Origin of the sequence: Glycomyces niveus, assembly GCF_017592475.1 — a bacterium.
GTDB classification, from domain to species: Bacteria; Actinomycetota; Actinomycetes; order Mycobacteriales; family Micromonosporaceae; genus Glycomyces; species Glycomyces niveus.
Window position 1 is genome coordinate 183,429 of record NZ_JAGFNP010000001.1, and the last position, 17,611, is coordinate 201,039.

Annotated in this window: 17 protein-coding genes; 11 read left to right on the plus strand and 6 right to left on the minus strand. The window is 70.9% G+C overall.

The window, feature by feature from the left end:
- The first annotated feature begins 21 nt into the window (after positions 1-21).
- Both J5V16_RS00875 and J5V16_RS00880 read left to right on the plus strand, forming a co-directional pair.
- Complete coding sequence (locus J5V16_RS00875; RefSeq protein WP_208494070.1) at positions 22-990, plus strand: ATP-binding protein; 969 nt, start codon at positions 22-24, stop codon at positions 988-990.
- A gap of 146 nt (positions 991-1,136) precedes the next feature.
- Positions 1,137-1,547 (plus strand): SCO5389 family protein, encoded by a 411-nt coding sequence (locus J5V16_RS00880; RefSeq protein WP_208494071.1) that lies wholly within the window; start codon positions 1,137-1,139, stop codon positions 1,545-1,547.
- Between the two features lie 75 nt (positions 1,548-1,622).
- Here J5V16_RS00880 and J5V16_RS00885 read toward each other — a convergent pair whose 3' ends face one another.
- Both J5V16_RS00885 and J5V16_RS00890 read right to left on the minus strand, forming a co-directional pair.
- Positions 1,623-2,333, minus strand: coding sequence for a TetR/AcrR family transcriptional regulator (locus tag J5V16_RS00885; protein WP_208494072.1), 711 nt, complete (start codon positions 2,331-2,333; stop codon positions 1,623-1,625).
- A gap of 19 nt (positions 2,334-2,352) precedes the next feature.
- On the minus strand, positions 2,353-2,766 hold the full coding sequence (locus J5V16_RS00890; RefSeq protein WP_208494073.1) for a hypothetical protein: 414 nt from the start codon (positions 2,764-2,766) through the stop codon (positions 2,353-2,355).
- Positions 2,767-2,917: 151 nt separating this feature from the next.
- Here J5V16_RS00890 and hisF point away from each other — a divergent pair, with 151 nt between their 5' ends.
- The 3 genes from hisF (at position 2,918) to J5V16_RS00905 (ending at position 7,758) form a co-directional block, all read left to right on the plus strand.
- Positions 2,918-3,682 (plus strand): imidazole glycerol phosphate synthase subunit HisF, encoded by a 765-nt coding sequence (gene hisF, locus J5V16_RS00895; RefSeq protein ID WP_208494074.1) that lies wholly within the window; start codon positions 2,918-2,920, stop codon positions 3,680-3,682.
- Between the two features lie 453 nt (positions 3,683-4,135).
- A complete protein-coding gene (locus tag J5V16_RS00900) occupies positions 4,136-5,977 on the plus strand; it encodes an ABC transporter ATP-binding protein (protein WP_208494075.1) in 1,842 nt (613 codons plus the stop codon).
- Positions 5,974-7,758 carry an ABC transporter ATP-binding protein gene (locus tag J5V16_RS00905; RefSeq protein ID WP_208494076.1) on the plus strand — a complete coding sequence of 595 codons (1,785 nt, stop codon included), beginning with the start codon at positions 5,974-5,976 and terminating at the stop codon, positions 7,756-7,758. Before J5V16_RS00900 ends, J5V16_RS00905 begins: the two co-directional genes overlap by 4 nt.
- A 351-nt stretch (positions 7,759-8,109) precedes the next feature.
- Here J5V16_RS00905 and J5V16_RS00910 read toward each other — a convergent pair whose 3' ends face one another.
- Positions 8,110-9,039, minus strand: a complete 930-nt coding sequence (locus J5V16_RS00910; RefSeq protein WP_408612356.1) for an NADP-dependent oxidoreductase — start codon at positions 9,037-9,039, stop codon at positions 8,110-8,112.
- Between the two features lie 111 nt (positions 9,040-9,150).
- On the opposite strand from J5V16_RS00910, the gene J5V16_RS00915 reads away from it, so the two are divergent.
- Positions 9,151-10,170, plus strand: coding sequence for a GlxA family transcriptional regulator (locus J5V16_RS00915; protein ID WP_208494078.1), 1,020 nt, complete (start codon positions 9,151-9,153; stop codon positions 10,168-10,170).
- Here the strand turns inward: J5V16_RS00915 and J5V16_RS00920 are convergent.
- The 3 genes from J5V16_RS00920 to J5V16_RS00930 form a co-directional block, all read right to left on the minus strand.
- The gene (locus J5V16_RS00920; RefSeq protein WP_208494079.1) at positions 10,160-11,122 is read right to left on the minus strand and encodes a quinone oxidoreductase family protein; all 963 of its coding nucleotides are present in this window, start codon (positions 11,120-11,122) and stop codon (positions 10,160-10,162) included. The genes J5V16_RS00915 and J5V16_RS00920 overlap by 11 nt on opposite strands.
- Positions 11,123-11,176: 54 nt before the next feature.
- Positions 11,177-12,922, minus strand: coding sequence for a BCCT family transporter (locus J5V16_RS00925; protein ID WP_208494080.1), 1,746 nt, complete (start codon positions 12,920-12,922; stop codon positions 11,177-11,179).
- Positions 12,923-13,015: 93 nt separating this feature from the next.
- The gene (locus J5V16_RS00930; RefSeq protein WP_208494081.1) at positions 13,016-13,687 is read right to left on the minus strand and encodes a RibD family protein; all 672 of its coding nucleotides are present in this window, start codon (positions 13,685-13,687) and stop codon (positions 13,016-13,018) included.
- A gap of 79 nt (positions 13,688-13,766) precedes the next feature.
- On the opposite strand from J5V16_RS00930, the gene hisI reads away from it, so the two are divergent.
- The 5 genes from hisI to trpA all read left to right on the plus strand — a co-directional run bounded on the left by hisI (position 13,767) and on the right by trpA (position 17,582).
- A complete protein-coding gene (hisI, locus tag J5V16_RS00935) occupies positions 13,767-14,111 on the plus strand; it encodes a phosphoribosyl-AMP cyclohydrolase (protein ID WP_270114183.1) in 345 nt (114 codons plus the stop codon).
- Positions 14,108-14,698 (plus strand): Trp biosynthesis-associated membrane protein, encoded by a 591-nt coding sequence (locus tag J5V16_RS00940; protein ID WP_208494083.1) that lies wholly within the window; start codon positions 14,108-14,110, stop codon positions 14,696-14,698. Before hisI ends, J5V16_RS00940 begins: the two co-directional genes overlap by 4 nt.
- Entirely contained in the window at positions 14,699-15,505 is an 807-nt protein-coding gene (trpC, locus tag J5V16_RS00945; protein ID WP_208494084.1) for an indole-3-glycerol phosphate synthase TrpC, read from the plus strand. It begins immediately after the preceding gene.
- A gap of 83 nt (positions 15,506-15,588) precedes the next feature.
- Entirely contained in the window at positions 15,589-16,788 is a 1,200-nt protein-coding gene (trpB, locus tag J5V16_RS00950) for a tryptophan synthase subunit beta (protein ID WP_208494085.1), read from the plus strand.
- A 5-nt stretch (positions 16,789-16,793) separates the two neighbouring features.
- Complete coding sequence (gene trpA / locus J5V16_RS00955; RefSeq protein WP_208494486.1) at positions 16,794-17,582, plus strand: tryptophan synthase subunit alpha; 789 nt, start codon at positions 16,794-16,796, stop codon at positions 17,580-17,582.
- Positions 17,583-17,611 lie beyond the last annotated feature (29 nt).

Consider the following 17,611-nt stretch of genomic DNA (forward strand, 5'->3'; position numbering starts at 1 on the left):
CAATTGGTGGGAGACCACGGCATGAAACTCGCCTTCGTCGGCAAGGGCGGCTCCGGCAAGACCACGATGGCCTCGCTCTTCGCGCGTCGCGCAGCAGCGCTCGGACACCCGGTCATGGCCATCGACGCCGACATCAACCAGCACCTCGCCGCCGCACTCGGCCTCGACCCCGAAGCCGCCGCCATGGGCCCCGTCCTCGGCGAGCACCTGCCCGACATCAAGGACTACCTCCGCGGCGCCAACCCGCTCATCCCCACCACCGACCTCATGCTCAAGACCACGCCCCCCGGACCCGGCTCCCGCCTCCTCACCGTCCGCGAGGCCAACCCCGTCTTCGACATGCTCTTCACCCAGCACGAAGGCATCCGCTTCGCCGCCACCGGCGGCTTCGTCGACGACGACCTCGGCGTCGCCTGCTACCACTCCAAGGTCGGCGCCGTCGAACTCCTCCTCAACCACCTCGTCGACGGCACCGACGAATTCGTCATCGTCGACATGGTCGCCGGCGCCGAAGCCTTCGCCTCCGGCATGTTCACCCGCTTCGACCACACCTTCCTCGTGTGCGAGCCCACCCTCCGCAGCGTCGGCGTCTACAAGCAGTACGTCGGCTACGCCGAGGACTACGACGTCCGCATCTCCGTGATCGGCAACAAGATCGACGACGAAGACGACGTCGCCTTCCTCCGCGAGCACGTCGGCGACGCCCTCATCGGCTGGTGCTCCCGCTCCCGCTACGTCAAAGCCGCCGAACGCGGCAGCGTCGGCCCCGTCGCCGACCTCGAGCCCCGCAACCTCGCCGTCCTCGACGCCGCCCGCGAACGCGCCGTCGCCGGCGGCAAGGACTGGGCCAAATTCACCCGCCAAGCCCACGAATTCCACCGAAAGGCCGCTCTGGCCTGGGGGAACGACCGCGCGGGCGTGGACCTGGCCGACCAGATCGTGCCCGACTTCGTGCTCGGGGAGCACCTGCTCCGGGCCCAGACCGTCTGACCCGCGGGGCCGCCCAAAGCCGTGCGGCCCCCCGGGCGCTCGGGGACCGGGCTGAACTTTTCAGGACTTCTCTGCGTCGATTACCCGACAGCGGAGGGTCACCGGGACCGAGCACAATGAACCGATTCGAACCGAGAGGAGAACGCATGTCCCTTGACGTCTCTGAAGACCTGCTCGCCAAGGCCGAGGCAGGGGAGGTCGGCGACGCCGATTTCGTCGACTGCGTGAAGCAGTCGCTGCCGTTCGCGTGGGAGCTCATCGCGAAGGTCGTGAACGACCTGAAGAACGGGGTCGTCTCGTCCAGCGGCTCGACCCAGTTCGCGGACAACACCACGCCGCCGCCGGACGAGCAGGCGCGCGGGCAGCTGCTGCGGGTGCTCGCCTCGGACTCGATGCGCGGCGCGCTGGAGCGCCACTACGGCGTGAAGCTCGCGTTCCAGAACTGCCACCGGATCGCGGCGTTCCCGCTCTCGGAGGTCGACTCGGACACGTACCGCAAGTTCATCTCCCCGCGCGGGCAGCTGCTCAACCAGTCGCCGGAGCTGCGCGACTGCTGAGCCGCACGGCTCGAACCGTTGCTGCGCAAGTTGAACGGGCCGACGGGACTCACGTCCCGCCGGCCCGTTCGGCGTTCACGCCGGGCGGCGGGTGATGAGGAAGTCCCGCACGAGCTCCTCGCCCTGCTTCACCAAGGGCCGCAGGATCTTCAGGCGGGAGAGGGCGACGACGCGGGCGGCGAGGGGCGCGGTGCGCTGGGCGAGCTCGCGCGACTTCTCCTGGCCGGGGGAGTTGTCGTACACCCAGTAGAGGACCACGACCATCTGGTGGAGCCACAGCATCTCGGGGAGGATGTCCGCCATGTCCTTGGGCACCTTGGTCTTCGAGCCTTCGAGGACTTCGCGGTAGAGCGCGATGTCGCGGTCGCGGCTCTCGGTCGAGTCCTCGGAGAAGGGGCTGAGCGGACTGGCGGGGTCGGCGGCGTTCCTGAAGAACTGGCCCGCGAACGCGTGGTAGGGCCCGGCGATGTCGAGCCAGGCGAGCAGCGCCGCCTCGATCCGCTCCGCCAGGGTCTCCTTGCCGTCGAGCAGGCGCGGGGTCAGCTCGGCGTGGCGGGTGGTGGCCTGCTCGTAGAAGCCCTGGATGAGGTGTTCTTTGGACTTGAAGTAGTAGTACGCGTTGCCCACGGACACACCGGCCTCGGCGGCGATCGCGCGCATCGTGGTCTTGTCGTAGCCGCGTTCGGCGAACATGTCGAGCGCGGTGTCGATGATGCGCTGCCGCGTCCGCTCGCCCTTCGATGAGGGGCGGGCGGACGCGTCGGAGGACTCGGATTCGGTGCTCACGCAGGCGATCCTACTTGGGTCAGGCGCCGTACGGCTGCGGCCGCCGGGGCGGGGTCGGCGGCTCGAGCGTGGCGAGGGCGCGGGCGTCGACGTGGCCTCGCTTGCGGAAGCCGTTGAGCACGACCACGTTGAGCACGTGGAGGACGCCGAGGACGAGGAGCACGGCGCCGATCTTGACGGCGACGGTCTCGAAGACGCCGCGGGCGTCGTGGACGGGTTGGGCGGTGCGCAGCCACAGGGCCACGAATCCGAAGTTGAGGAGGTAGAAGCCGACTTGGAGGAGTTTGTTGACGGCCTGGGCCAGCTGCTCGTCGCCGGCGAAGACGTCCTTGATGAAGTGGAAGCCGTTCGCGCCGAGGGTGCGGGCGACCCAGACGGTGAGCGGGATGGCGACGAGGAGGTAGGCGATGTAGCCGACGACTGCCAGGTCCATGACAGTGCTCCGTTCTGTGCGGGGTGGTCAGGGCTTGAGTTGAACATGTTCAACTACGAAATCGACGCTACACCCGATTCTTGAACATGTTCAAGACTGGAGGGGAAATATGGCGGACGACACGGCCGGGCCGCGCCTGTAGGCTTGCCGCGTGACTGTTGCGGTGCGTGTGATCCCCTGCCTGGACGTGGATGCCGGGCGGGTCGTCAAAGGCGTCAATTTCGAGAACCTGCGCGACGCGGGCGACCCCGTGGAACTCGCGGCCGCCTACGACGCCGCCGGCGCCGACGAGCTGACGTTCCTCGACGTCAGCGCCTCCTCCAGCGACCGGGCGACCATGTACGACGTCGTCGCCCGCACCGCCGAGCAGGTCTTCATCCCCCTCACCGTCGGCGGCGGCGTCCGCGCCCCCGACGACGTCGACCGGCTCCTGCGCGCCGGCGCCGACAAAGTCGGCATCAACACCGCCGCCATCGCCAGGCCCGAAGTCATCTCCGAGATCGCCGAACGCTTCGGCAACCAGGTGCTCGTGCTCTCCGCCGACGTCGCCTCCGGCCGCGACACCGACTCCGGCTGGGAAGTCACCACGCACGGCGGCCAGAAGCGGTCCACCGGGCTCGACGCCGTCGAATGGTGCGCCCGCGCCGCCGAACTCGGCGCGGGGGAGATCCTGCTCAACTCCATCGACTCCGACGGCATGAAGCAGGGCTTCGACCTCAAGCTCATCGCCGCCGTGCGCGCGGCCGTCGACATCCCGCTCATCGCCTCCGGCGGCGCGGGCAAAGCCGCCGACTTCCCGCCCGCCGTCGACGCCGGCGCCGACGCGGTCCTCGCCGCATCCATCTTCCACTTCGGCGACGTCGCCATCGGCGAAGTCAAGCAGGAACTCAAGAACGCCGGCCACCCGGTCCGCTGACGCCGCAGGCGCCGAAGCCGCCGGCCATTGCGACCGAATAGACCAGCACGGCGAACCTGACCTCAGCGAGCCAGCGAACCGGAACTGCCCTGCCCTCGGACGGTGCCGCAGCCACGCCGACGACGAACGACGGATCACCGCGACGACAGTCGGCCTCGACACGCCGACGGATTCACAAACGTGAACGGAGGTTCGTCGTAAATCGGACACCTCTGCACATGGACGCCTCGCAAGCCTCGCCGAGACCGGGCCCCGGTCTCAACCCTGTCCCACAGGTATGACACGTTGCCGGACCGTGCCGTCTGATCCAAGGCGCCAACCTGCCGGAACGGACAAAGCGCGAATCCGGTTGGCGACCGCCGCGCGCGCGAGGCATGATTGCTAGCGGTTGCTTGCCGACCGGCTAGCCAGCGCGCGACACCTGGCGCCCGAACCCACCCGACCGGAGACCCAATGACGCTGCCCACCGGCGACGCCGCAACGTCCCTCGACGATCAGCCCGCTGACGACCGCATCCTCCGCCAAGGACTGCGGAACATCGGCGACATGATCCGACTCCAGCCCAAACCGTTCGCAGTCGGCGCCGCCGGAGCCATGGCCAACACCGCCATGACCCTCTTCCTCTCCTTCGTCGTCGGCTGGGTCGTCTCCGGCATCGCCGTACCCGCCTACGAGAACGGCGAAGTCGCCTTCGGCACCGTCATGATCGGCGTCGCCGCCCTCCTCGGCACCTCCATCATCCGCTTCTCCACCATGTGCGCCCGCCGCATCGGCGCCGGCGTCATGATGTTCGGTGTCCAAGCCCACTGGCGCCGCCAGATCACCCGCCGCTACCTCGCCCTCCCCGTCTCCTGGCACCAGAAGCACCCCACCGGCACCCTCCTCTCCAACGCGAACGCCGACGTCGAAGCCGCCACCCGCCCCCTCGCGCCTCTCCCCTTCGCCGTCGGCACCCTCTTCATGGTCGCCGTCGCCATGGTCGCCTTCTTCTGGATCGACTGGGCCATCGCCCTCGTCGCCCTCGGCATGTTCCCCGCGCTGTTCGCCCTCAACGCCCTCTTCGCCACCAAGATGGCCCCCCGCGCCAAACGCGCCCAAGAACTCCGCGCCGAAGTCTCCGCCGTCGGCCACGAATCCTTCGACGGCGCCCTCGTCGTCAAAGCCATGGGCCGCGAAGCCGCCGAAACCGAACGCTTCAGCGCCTCCGCCGAAGAACTCCGCGACGCCATGATCGGCGTCGGCCGCCTCCGCGCCGCCTTCGAACCCGCCATCTCCGGCCTCCCCGAGATCGGCGTCCTCATCGCCCTCCTCGTCGGCCTCGCCCGCTTCGAAGCCGGCGCGATCGACCTCGGCCAACTCGTCACCGTCTCCTTCATGTTCTCCGTCCTCGCCTTCCCCGTCCGCGCCATCGGCTGGGTCCTCGGCGACCTCCCCGGCTCCGTCGTCGGCCGCCGCCGCGTCGACCACGTCCTCTCCGCCACCGGCGACATGACCTACGGCCGCAGCGAACTCCCCGCCACCACCGCCCCCGCCCGCCTCGGCTTCGACGCCGTCGCCTACGCCTACCCCGACGGCCACGAAGCCCTCCGCGAAGTCACCTTCACCGTCGAACCCGGCACCACCGTCGCCCTCGTCGGCGCCACCGGCTCCGGCAAATCCACCCTCGCCCACCTCGCCGCCCGCCTCATCGACCCCACCCGCGGCACCGTCACCCTCGACGACACCGACCTGCGCGACCTCACCCACGCCAGCCTCGCCCGCACCACCGCGCTCGTCCAGCAGATCCCGTTCGTCTTCGACGACACCGTCCGCGCCAACCTCGCCCTCGACCGCGCCGGACTCACCGACGACCGCCTCTGGGACGCCCTCGTCGCCGCCGGCGCCGAAAAGTTCACCGCCGCACTCGAAGACGGCCTCGACACCGAAGTCGGCGAACGCGGCACCACCCTCTCCGGCGGCCAACGCCAACGCCTCACCCTCGCCCGCGCCCTCGCCGGCGCACCGCGACTCCTCATCCTCGACGACGCCACCAGCGCCGTCGACCCCAAAGTCGAATCCCAGATCCTCAGGGGACTCAAGGACTCCGCCGACGCCGCCAGCGTCCTCGTCGTCGCCTACCGCAGAGCCACCATCGCCCTCGCCGACGAAGTCGTCTTCCTCGAAGACGGCCGCATCACCGCCCGCGGCCCCCACCACGAGCTCCTGCGCACCCACCAGCCCTACGCCGACCTCGTCACCGCCTACGAACGGGCCGAGGCCGAACGCGAGTTCAACGACGAGGAGGCCGCCGCGTGAGCACGCAGCAGGAGACCCCCACCCAGCCCGGCCCCTGGCAGACCGTCAAACGCGGCCTCAGGCTCTCGCCCGAACTGCGCCGAGGGCTCGGCTTCACCGTGTTCCTCGCCGCCGTCACCTCCATCGGACGCCTCGTCGTCCCGATCGGCGCACAGCAGGTCCTCGACAAAGGCCTCCTCGGCCCGGGCGGCCCCGACATCGGCTACGTCGTCCTCGTCGCCTCCCTCGGCGTCGCCGCCCTGCTGGTGACCACCGGCACGAACTACCTCATGAACCGGCGGCTCTTCGTCGTCTCGGAGCACGCGCTGGCGTCGCTGCGGCGCAGGACGTTCCGGCACATCCACGACCTGTCGATGCTGCACCAGCAGTCGGAGCGGCGCGGCGCGCTGACGGCGCGGGTGACCACTGACATTGACCAGGTGAGCACATTCCTGCAGCAGGGCGGCATGGTGCTGGTGACCGCGGCCGCGCAGATCGTGGTCGCCACGGTGGTCATGGCGGTCTACTCGTGGCAGCTGGCGATCGCGGTGTGGATCGTGTTCATCCCCGTGACCTGGCTGATCAAATGGCTGCAGGGGCATCTGGCCGCGGCTTACACGGACGTGCGCAAGAGCGTGTCCAAGATGCTCTCGGCCGTCGCCGAATCGGTGGTCGGCGCGGGCACGGTGCGCGCGTACGGGGTCGGCTCGCGCACGAGCGAGCGGCTCGACGCCTCGATCGAGGAGCACCGCCGCGACCAGGCCCGCGCGATCAGCCGCTCGGCGTTCTCGTTCGGCGCTGGCGAGCTCGTCTATCTGGGCGTCAACGTGATCGTGGTGGTCCTCGGCGCGTTCCTGGTCGCGGACGGCTCGATGACCGTGGGCGAGCTGACGGCGTTCCTGTTCCTGGTCATCCTCTTCACCCAGCCGGTCGTGATCGGCACCGAGACCCTCAACGAGGCCCAGAACGCGGTCTCGGGCTGGCGCCGCGTGCTCGACATCGTCGACACCGAGCCCGACGTAGCCGACCCGGTCGACGGCCGGGCCCTTCCCGAAGGGCCCCTTGGGGTCAGCTTCGAGGGCGTGCGATTCGCCTACCCGGGCGGCGAGGAGGTCCTGCACGGCATCGACGTCGAGATCCCCGCGCACGCGAAGGTCGCGGTGGTCGGCGAGACCGGCTCGGGCAAGACCACGTTCGCGAAGCTGCTGACGCGCCTGATGGACCCGACCGCCGGACAGGTCCGCATCGGCGGGGTCCCGCTCACCGAGGTGACCTTCGCGTCGCTGCGCGGCCGGGTGACGATGGTGCCTCAGGAGGGCTTCCTCTTCAACGGCACCCTCGCCCACAACGTGCGCTTCGCCCGGCCAGACCTCACGGATGCCGAAATCTATGTGGCCTTCGCCGAACTCGGCCTCGACGACTGGCTCGAGACCCTGTCGGCCGGGCTCGACACCGAGCTCGGCGAGAGCGGCGCGAATCTGAGTGTCGGTGAGCGCCAACTGGTCTCGCTGGTGAGGGCCTATGTGGCCGACCCCGACCTGCTCGTCCTCGACGAGGCGACGAGCGCCGTCGATCCGGCCACGGAGCTGCGGCTCTCGTCGGCGCTCGACGCGGTCACCCGGGGGCGCACCACCGTGATCATCGCGCACCGCCTGTCGACGGCCGAGACCTCGGATGAGGTGCTGGTCTTCGACGCCGGCAACCTCGTGCAACACGGCCCCCATGCCGAGCTGGCCGCCGAGGCTGGCTCGGTATACGCCGGGTTGCACGGCTCCTGGGTGGAGCAGACCCGCTCGAACTGAACTGAAACTGAACTGAACCTGAGCTCAAACTGACTGAGCTGTGCTCGACTGGACTGTTGTTGTAGCGGGGGCGGTCGGCCTGGCTAGGGCCGACCGCCGCCTCGCTGCCGCGGCCGTCTGATGCAGGTGCCGTCGGCGCGGGAGCCATCCCGCGCCTCCGATCTTCCGGCGGACCGCGGTACCCCTACCTACCGCCGACCTACACCAAAACTGAAGCCAGCCTCCCACAGAAAGTCAAGACACTCAAGACAACTTTTTTGCCTGTGGATAACTCCGGGCCAGTATCGCGAGTGATTGACATTTTGCCTGTTCACATGCCTGTGGACAACTTGTTGAGGTCGGTTCGCTCTTCTATTCGGTGATTGTGAGGACGATCTTGCCGATGGTGCGGCCGGTCGCGAGCGCTTCGTGGGCCTTTGCCGCGTGCTCGAGCGGGAAGGTCGCTGACACGGTGGGCTGCAGGCGGCCTGCTTCGACGAGGGCCGTGAGGGCGTGGAGGCCGGTCTGGTCGGGTTCGACGATCATGAACCCCGACTTGATCCGGGCCTCCTCGGCGGCGGGGATTTCGGCGGGGCCGGGGAGGGTGATGAGGTGGCCGCCGTCGCGCACCACCAGTGCGGAGCGGGCGGTGTATTCGTCGCCGACGCCGTCGAGCACGATGTCGATGTCGTTGACCTCGGCGGCGAAATCGACCGCCGTGTAGTCGATGACCTCGTCAGCGCCGATGCCCCGCAGGTAGTCGTGTTTGGCGGCGCTGGCGGTAGCGATCACATAGGCGCCCTTCGCTTTGGCGATCTGGACTGCGAGGTGGCCGACGCCGCCTGCGGCGGCGTGGACCAGGACCCGCTGGCCCGCTTGGACACCCGCGATGTCGACGAGCGCCTGGTAGGCGGTGAGCCCCGCCAGCGGTAGCGCGGCCGCCTCGGCGTGGGTCAGGCCCGCGGGCTTGGGCGCGAAGTGCCGCGCGGGCGCGGTCACGTACTCCGAATAGCCGTTCGCGAAGTGCGGGAACCGCGGCATGCCGTACACCTCGTCGCCGACCGCGAAGAGCCGCACGCCGAAGCCGACCGCTTCGACCGTGCCCGAGACGTCCCAGCCGAGCGTGAACGGGGGCTTGCGGGCCTGGAGCCCGCCGAAGGCCCGGGACTTCCAGTCCACCGGGTTGGTCCCGGCGGCCTGGACCCGCACCAGGATCTCGCCGACGCCCGGCTCGGGGCGTTCGACCTCGACGACCTTGAGGACTTCGGGACCGCCGAGCTCGTCCTGGGTGACGGTGCGCATCATGGCCATAGTGGATTCCTTTCCATCGCTGCGGTGCAGTGGGGACCAGTCTGCTGCGGCGCGGGGCCGCCGCCCAGTGGCCCGGAGGCCATGATGTGAAAGTATCGGGCCATGATTCGAACCGAACGCCCCCACCGCGTCGCGGTACTGGCCCTCGACGGCGTGATGCCCTTCGAACTCGGTGTGCCGCACCGGATCTTCTCGGCCGCCGTCGTCGACGGTCGGCCCCGCTACGAGCTGCGGGTGTGCTCGCTCGACGGCGGTCCGGTCCGCACCTGCGGCGGCGGTTTCTCCCTCGCCGTAGAGCACGGACCCGAGACGCTGGCCTGGGCCGACACCGTCATCATCGCCACGGTCGACCCCGTCGGCCCCGGCTGCGACATGCCGCCGAACCCGCCGGGGCTCGCCGCGGCGTTCGCGGCCGTGCGGCCCGACGCCCGCATCGTCTCCTTCTGCAGCGCCGCGTTCGTCCTGGCCGAGCTCGGGCTCCTCGACGGCAGGACGGCGACCACCCACTGGATGCTGACCGACCGCTTCCGCGAGCGCTTCCCGGCCGTCAACGTCGACCCTGACGTGCTGTTCGTGGACGAAGGCCGCATCCTCACCTCGGCGGGCGCCGGAGCGGCCGTCGACCTGTGCCTGCACCTGGTCCGCCGCGACCACGGCAGCGCCCTCGCCAACGCCGTCGCCCGCCGCTGCGTCGTCCCGCCCTGGCGGGAAGGCGGGCAGGCCCAGTTCATCGAGCGGGCCGTGCCCGAACCCGACGACGCCGGCACCGCCGTCGCGCGCGAATGGGCGCTCGCCAACCTCGACCGGCCCATCGGCGTCGACGACCTGGCCCGCCGCGCGAGCATGAGCCGCCGCAACTTCACGCGCCGCTTCCGGGCCGAGACCGGCCTCAGCCCGGTGCAGTGGCTGGTGCGCCAGCGCGTCGAGTTCGCCCGGCACCTGCTGGAGGCCACGGACCTGTCGGTGGACCAGGTCGCCGCGCGCGCCGGGCTCGGCACGGGCGTGTCGCTGCGCCAGCATCTGCGGGCGGCGGTCGGGGTCTCGCCCTCGGCGTACCGCAAGACGTTCCAACGGTCCGAAGTGGACGGCGAGCCGGCGGGGGCCGCTCCGGTCAGGGGATGAGCAGGAGCTTCCCGGTGGTCTTGCGGTCTTGCAGGGCCTGGTGGGCTTCGGGGGCCTCTTCGAGGCGGAAGGTCTCGCCGACGCGGACGAGGAGGTCGTCGTCCTCGATCATCTGGAAGACCTCGCCGGCGCGCCACAGGTACTCCTCGCGGGTAGCGGTGAAGTCGTGGAGGGTCGGGCGGGTGAGGATGAGCGAGCCGCCTTTGTGGAGGTCCTGGGGGTCGACGGGCGGGACGGGGCCGCTGGCCTGGCCGTAGAGGGCCATGACGCCGCGGCGACGGAGCGCGCCGAGGCCTTCGGTGAAGGTGGTCTTGCCGACGCCGTCGTAGACGGCGGCGACGCCTTCGCCGCCGGTGAGGTCGCGGGCTTTGGCGCCGAAGCCCTCGTAGCGCATGACGTGGTCGGCGCCGTTCTGGCGGGCGAGTTCGGCTTTCGCGTCGGTGGAGACGGTGGCGATGACCTTGCCGCCCTTGCTCTTGACCATCTGGGTGAGGAGGAGGCCCATGCCGCCGGCGGCGGCGTGGACGATGACGGTGTCGCCTTCCTGGACGGGGTAGACGGTGTTGCACAGGTAGTGGGCGGTGAGGCCTTGGAGCATGACGGCGGCGGCGGTCTCGACGGCGACCTTCTCGGGGACGGGCACGAACTGGTCGGCGTCGCCCACGACGAGGTCGGCGTAGGAGCCGGGGACGCTCTTCCAGGCGACTTCGTCGCCGACGGCGAAGCCGGTGACGCCGGCGCCGATGGCGGTCACGTACCCGCCGCCTTCGAGGCCGGGTGTGAACGGCAGGGGGAGGCCGTAGGCGCCGGTGCGGTGGTAGACGTCGATGAAGTTGACGCCGGCGGCGGCGACCTTGACGGCGATCTGGCCGGGGCGGGGGCCGGGGTCGTCGCCCTCGAGCACCCGCATCACGCCCGGCCCGCCGGTCTGCTCGACCACGATCGCCTTCATGAGGTTTCCTTCCGCCGCAGGGTCATCCCATAAAATAGCAGCGGTCGGCATCACTTATTCCTCCGTGCTGCTGCGCTTGCTGCCCGCGCCGAAGCGGAGGCGGCTGCGGCCCCACCGGTTGGGGTCGGAGGTGCGGGAGTCGACCTCTTCGCCCACGAGTTTGCGGATCGCGTCGCGGAAGCCCTTGTGCCGCAGCTGGTGCCGCAGCGGGTGCGAGGCGGGGTCCTGGACGAGCTCCTTCATCAGGGCGACGCACAGCAGGAGCATGACGATGACGAACGGGAGCGCGACGATGATCGTCGCGTTCTTGAGGCCCTGGAGGCCGCCGGAGAGCAGCAGGACGGCCGCGACGGCGCCGATCGTCGTGCCCCAGAAGACGACGAGCGGCTTCTTCGGGGCGAGGGACCCGTGGCTGGAGAGGGACCCGAGGACGAGCGAAGCCGAGTCCGCGCCGGTCACGAAGTAGATCGCGACGAGGACCATCGACAGGCCGGAGAGCAGGCTGTACAGCGGCAGGGACTCGAGGAGGGCGAACAGGGAGTACTCCTCGCCGAGGGCGACGGCGTCGCTGAAGTCCTCGCCGTGGTTCTGCTGCCACAGGGCCGTGCCGCCGAGGATCGCGAACCACAGTGTCGAAGCGGCCGAGGGGATGAGGAGGACGCCGACGATGAACTGGCGGATGGTGCGCCCGCGGGAGATGCGGGCGATGAACGTGCCCACGAAGGGCGCCCAGGACAGCCACCACGCCCAGTAGAAGATCGTCCAGGTGCCCATCCACTCGGCGCCGCCGAACGCGCCCGTGGCGCTGGAGATGCCGACGAGGTCGGTGAGGTAGCCGCCGATGGCGTTGGGCCACGCGTCGAGGATGAACAGGGTCGGGCCGGCGAAGAACACGAACACGACCAGGAACAGGGCGAGGACCACGTTCGTCGTCGACAGCCATTTGACGCCGCGGTGGACGCCCGAGAACGCCGAGGCGACGAACGCGGCCGTGAGCGCGATGATGACGATGAGCTCGAGCTGGGTCGAGTCGGGGACGCCGACGACGATGTCGAGGCCGACGGCGACCTGGAGCGCGCCCAGGCCGAGGCTCGCTGCGGTGCCGAAGACGGTTGCGAACACGGCGAGGAGGTCGATGGCGCGGCCGGTCGCGGGCCCCCACCAGTGCCCGGCGGTCAGGGGCGCGAACGCGTCGCTCATGTTGTTGCCGCGCTGCTTGCGGAAGGTCGAGTAGCCGAGGGCGAGCCCGGCGACGGCGTAGATCGCCCACGGGTGCAGTCCCCAGTGGAAGAACGAGTAGACGAGGGCGCCCTCGGTCAGCTCGTCGTTGTAGAACGGGGACGCGGGGTCGAGTTCGAGCGGCGGGGGCGCGTCGAAGTAGTGGGCGAGGGGTTCGGCCACGCCGTAGAACATGAGGCCGATGCCCATGCCGGCGGCGAACATCATGGAGATCCACGGGAGCGTCCCGAACTCCGGCTCCTCCTGCGAGTTCGCGGCGAGCTTGATGTTCCCGTACCGGCTCGCGGCGATGTAGACCGCGAGGACCACGAAGATGTTCCCCGCGATGATGAACAGCCACGCGAAGTTCACGATGACCCAGTCCAGGGCCGCCGTGGAGCCGTCCTCGAACCGGTCGGGGAAGACCGCGCCGAAGACGATGACGGCGAGGATGACGACCGCGCTGATACAGAACACCGGCCGGTCGACCGGGTGCGTCGCCTGCCGCTCGGCCGGGACCGGCGGGAGGGGCGCCGCCGGGACGTCCTCGGGTTCGGTGGGCGGTATCGCGGTCGTTGCCATCGGGCGGGCTCCGTTCGTCGATCCAGTGGCGCTGCAGTCACCATAAGTGACGAAACGCACCCGATCGGGCGCTTTGCGGAGCCCGCGCCGCGCTCACTCCCGCCGGTACACCAGCAGCGCGACCTCCCCGATCGCCCGCGTCTCCGCCAAGCGGAGCGGGCGCTGCGGGGACTGCGGGAACGCCGCGGCGTGCACGAACTTCGGCCCCCCCGCGCTCCCCAGCAGGAACGGCGCCACCACCAGATGCACCTCGTCGACGAGGTCCTCGGAGAGGAACAGGGTGTGGACGGTGCCGCCGCCCTCCACCAGCAGGCGGTCGACGCCGCGGCGCGCCAGGTCGTCGAGGGCCGGGCGCGGGTCGACCGGGCCCTCGCCCAGCGAGACGACCTCGGCCGCCTCCGGCCCGAGCGGGCACGCCCGGCGGCCGTGGTCGCTCGTGTACACCACGACCGGGCCGCCCTCGCCGTCGAACAGGCGCGCGGCCGGGTCGAGGTCGCCCGAGGGGGAGAACACGACCCGCAGCGGCGACGCGGGCCGGCCCGCGGCCTCGCGGGCCGCGCGGCGCTCCGCGGAGCGCACCAGCAGCCGCGGGTCGTCCGCGCGCACCGTGCCCGCGCCGACCGCGATCGCGTCCACGCCCGCGCGCACGCCGTCGACCCGGTCGAAGTCGGCCGCGTTCGAGAGCATCAGCCGCTTCGGGGACACGTCGTCGAGGTAGCCGTCGAGACTCATCGCGGCCGAAACGATCACATAAGGGCGCTCCATGCCCCCGAGAATCCCACGATGCACTCCCGACCGGGGCCGGGTGGCGGCGCCCGCCGGGGAGCGATCACAATCAGTAGACGTGGAAGCAGGACAGACCAGCGACGACGTGATCGCGAACCTCACGTTCAACGCGGACGGACTCGTCCCCGCCATCGCGCAGCAGCACGACACGGGCGAAGTCCTCATGCTCGCGTGGATGGACGCCGAGGCGCTGCGGCGCACCGTCGCCACCCGCAAGGCCACCTACTGGTCGCGCAGCCGCGGCGAGTACTGGGTCAAGGGCGAGACGTCCGGCCACCACCAGGCGGTCGTCTCGGTCGCGGTCGACTGCGACGGCGACACCGTCCTGCTCCAGGTCGACCAGACCGGCCCGGCCTGCCACACCGGCACCCGCACCTGCTTCACCGGAAGGGAGATCGCATGAGCGAAGCGAACGACGACACCCGCGACGCCGCGACCAGCGCCGCCGACCAGCGCGCCGCCGAACGCACCCGCGTCCTCCTCGCAGGGATCCTCGCGGCCGCCCTCGCCGCGCTCGCCGCCTCCCGCGACTGGACCACCACCACGGCGACCGGGCACGCCGGCATCACCGCCACCACCGCCCAGGCCGGCACCGACCTCGCCTCCTGGGCCCTGCCGTGCGCGCTCGCGGGCGGCGCCGCCTTCCTCGCGATGCTCGCCGCCGGCAACCGCGCCCGCCGCGCCCTCGGCGTCGTCGCCGCCCTCGCCGGCCTCGCGGCCGCCCTCGGCGGCGCCCTCCACCTCGACGCCGGCCCCTGGCCGATCGCCATGACCGCCGCCGCCCTCGCCCTCGCCGCCGCCGGAGCCGCCACCACCGCCCGCGCCGGCACCTGGCCCGACAGCAGCTCCCGCTACGAGGCGGCACCCGACGGCACGGGCGACAAGGCCATAGCAGAGGACCCGGTGTCCCTGTGGAACGCCCTCGACTCCGGCGAGGACCCCTCGTCGCCTAATATTTCGGCATCGGCGCAGGAGAAGGGACGATCTTAGGTGAACGTGCTGGAGCAGATCATCACCGAAGTCCGCGCCGATCTCGAACGGCGCCAGACCGAGACCCCCATCGAGAAGATCCGCGAGCGCGCCGAGGCCGCCCGCCCCGCCCTCGACGGGTACGCCGCCCTCGCCGGCGGCGGCGTCAGCGTCATCGCCGAGGTCAAACGCGCCTCCCCCTCCAAGGGCGCCCTCGCCGACATCCCCGACCCGGCCGTGCTCGCCGCCGAGTACGCCGCGGGCGGCGCGTCCGTCATCTCGGTCCTCACCGAGCAGCACTACTTCAAAGGCAGCCTCGACGACCTCGACGCCGTCCGCGCCAAGGTCCAGATCCCGGTCCTCCGCAAGGACTTCGTGGTCTCCCCCTACCAGGTGCTCGAAGCCCGCGCCCACGGCGCCGACCTCGTCCTCCTCATCGTCGCCGCCCTCGACCAGGACACCCTCGTCTCGCTCCACGAGCGCATCGAGGGCCTCGGCATGACCGCCCTCGTCGAAGTCCACACCGAGTACGAGGCCGACCGGGCCCTGCGCGCCGGCGCCAAAGTCATTGGCGTCAACGCCCGCGACCTGACTACGCTCGACGTGGACCGCTCGGTGTTCGAGCGGATCGCCCCCGGCCTGCCCCGCGACGTCGTCAAAGTCGCGGAGTCCGGCGTCAGGGGCACCCGCGACCTCATCCGCTACGCCAGCGCCGGAGCCGACGCCGTGCTCGTGGGCGAGGGCGTGGTCAAGACGAAGAGCCCGCGCGACGCCGTCGCCGAGCTCGTCACCGCCGGGTCCCACCCGGCGACGCCGCGCCCGCTGTAGCGGCCGCGGGGGCAACACACAGGTCAGCCCGAAGGCGCGCGGGAGCGCGCCCGGGCAGCGAGCAGCGAAGGGGAGCGAACACCGTGCCTAATCCAGATGCCAGCGGCCACTGGGGCGAGTTCGGGGGCCGCTTCGTCCCCGAGGCGCTCATCGCCGCCCTCGACGAGCTCGAGGCCGCCCACACCGCCGCGCTGGCGGACCCGGCGTTCACGGCCGAGCTCGACAAGCTGGGCCGCGAGTACGGGAACCTGCCGTCGCCGCTGTACTTCGCCGAGCGGCTCTCGGAGGAGACCGGGGTCGAGGTGTGGCTCAAGCGCGAGGACCTCAACCACACGGGCGCGCACAAGATCCGCAACGTGCTGGGCCAGGCCCTGCTGACGAAGCGGATGGGCAAGACCCGGATCATCGCCGAGACCGGCGCGGGCCAGCACGGGGTCGCGTCCGCGACCGCGGCCGCGTATTTCGGGCTCGAGTGCACGGTGTACATGGGCGAGGAGGACACGCGCCGGCAGGCGCTGAACGTCGCCCGGATGCGCCTGCTGGGCGCGGAGGTCGTGCCGGTCACGACCGGGTCGCGCACGTTGAAGGACGCCATGAACGAGGCCCTGCGCGAGTGGGTCGCCTCGGTGGACCACACGCATTACCTGATCGGGTCGGTCGGTGGGCCGGCGCCGTTCCCGCAGCTGGTGCGGGACTACTGCCGGGGCATCGGCGACGAGGCCCGCGCCCAGTTCCTCGAGCGGACCGGGTCGCTGCCCGATGTGGTGGCGGCGTGCGTTGGCGGCGGTTCGAACGCGATGGGGATCTTCACCGCGTTCCTCGACGACGCCGACGTGAAGCTGTACGGGTTCGAGGCGGGCGGGGACGGCTACGACACGGGCCGGCACGCCGCGACGATCACGGCCGGGCAGATCGGGGTCCTGCACGGGGCGCGCACGTTCGTGCTGCAGGACGAGGACGGGCAGACGATCGAGTCGCACTCGATCTCGGCCGGGCTCGACTACCCGGGCGTCGGCCCCGAGCACGCGCACCTGGCCGCGACCGGCCGGGCCGCGTACGAGCCGGTGGACGACGCGGAGGCCATGGCGGCCTTGGAGAAGCTGGCCCGCACCGAGGGCATCATCTGCGCGATCGAGTCCGCGCACGGCCTGGCGGGGGCGCTGCGGCTCGCGAAGGGCCTCAAGCCCGGCGCGCGGGTCCTGGTGAACCTGTCGGGGCGCGGCGACAAGGACATGGGCAACGTCGTCGAGTACTTCGGCTTCGCGAACGAGAAGGGGGCGTAGGGGTGCTGCACGCTGCGGACGCTTTCGCGAAGACCAGGGCCGAAGAGCGGGCGGCGCTCGTGGGGTACCTGCCCGCGGGCTACCCGACGCTCGCCGACTCGATCAAGGCCGTGGAGATCATGATCGACCACGGGGCCGACATCATCGAGCTGGGCCTGCCGTACTCGGACCCGGTGATGGACGGGCCGGCGATCCAGAAGGCCGCCGACCAGGCGCTGGCGGGCGGGTTCCGGACCCGGCAGGTGTTCGAGGTGACCGAGGCGGTCGCGGGCCGCGTCCCGATCCTCGTCATGACGTACTGGAACCTGGTGGAGCGGTACGGGGTCGAGCGGTTCGCGCGCGATTTCGCGGCCGCGGGCGGGGCCGGGCTCATCACGCCGGACCTGATCCCGGACGAGGCGGGGGAATGGATCGCCGCTTCGGACGCGCACGGCCTGGACCGGGTGTTCCTCGTCGCGCCGTCGTCCACTGAGGAACGGATCGCGTCGACCGTGGCGGCCTGCCGCGGGTTCGTGTACGCGCAGTCGGTCATGGGCGTCACCGGCGCCCGCGCCGCCACGTCGGCGGCCGCGCCGCTGCTGGTCGAGCGCACCCGCAAGCACACCGACCTGCCGATCGGCGTCGGGCTCGGGGTCCGGTCGGGCGACCAGGCCGCCGAGATCGGCGCGTACGGTGACGCGGTCATCGTCGGATCCGCGATCGTCAACTGCTACTTGGAGTCCGACGACATCCCGGCCGGGCACCAGAAGCTCGCCGAGCTCACCGCGGACCTCGCCGAGGGCGTCCGCCGCTAGCGTGCCGTGCAGCCCCGCGGGCCCGGCCC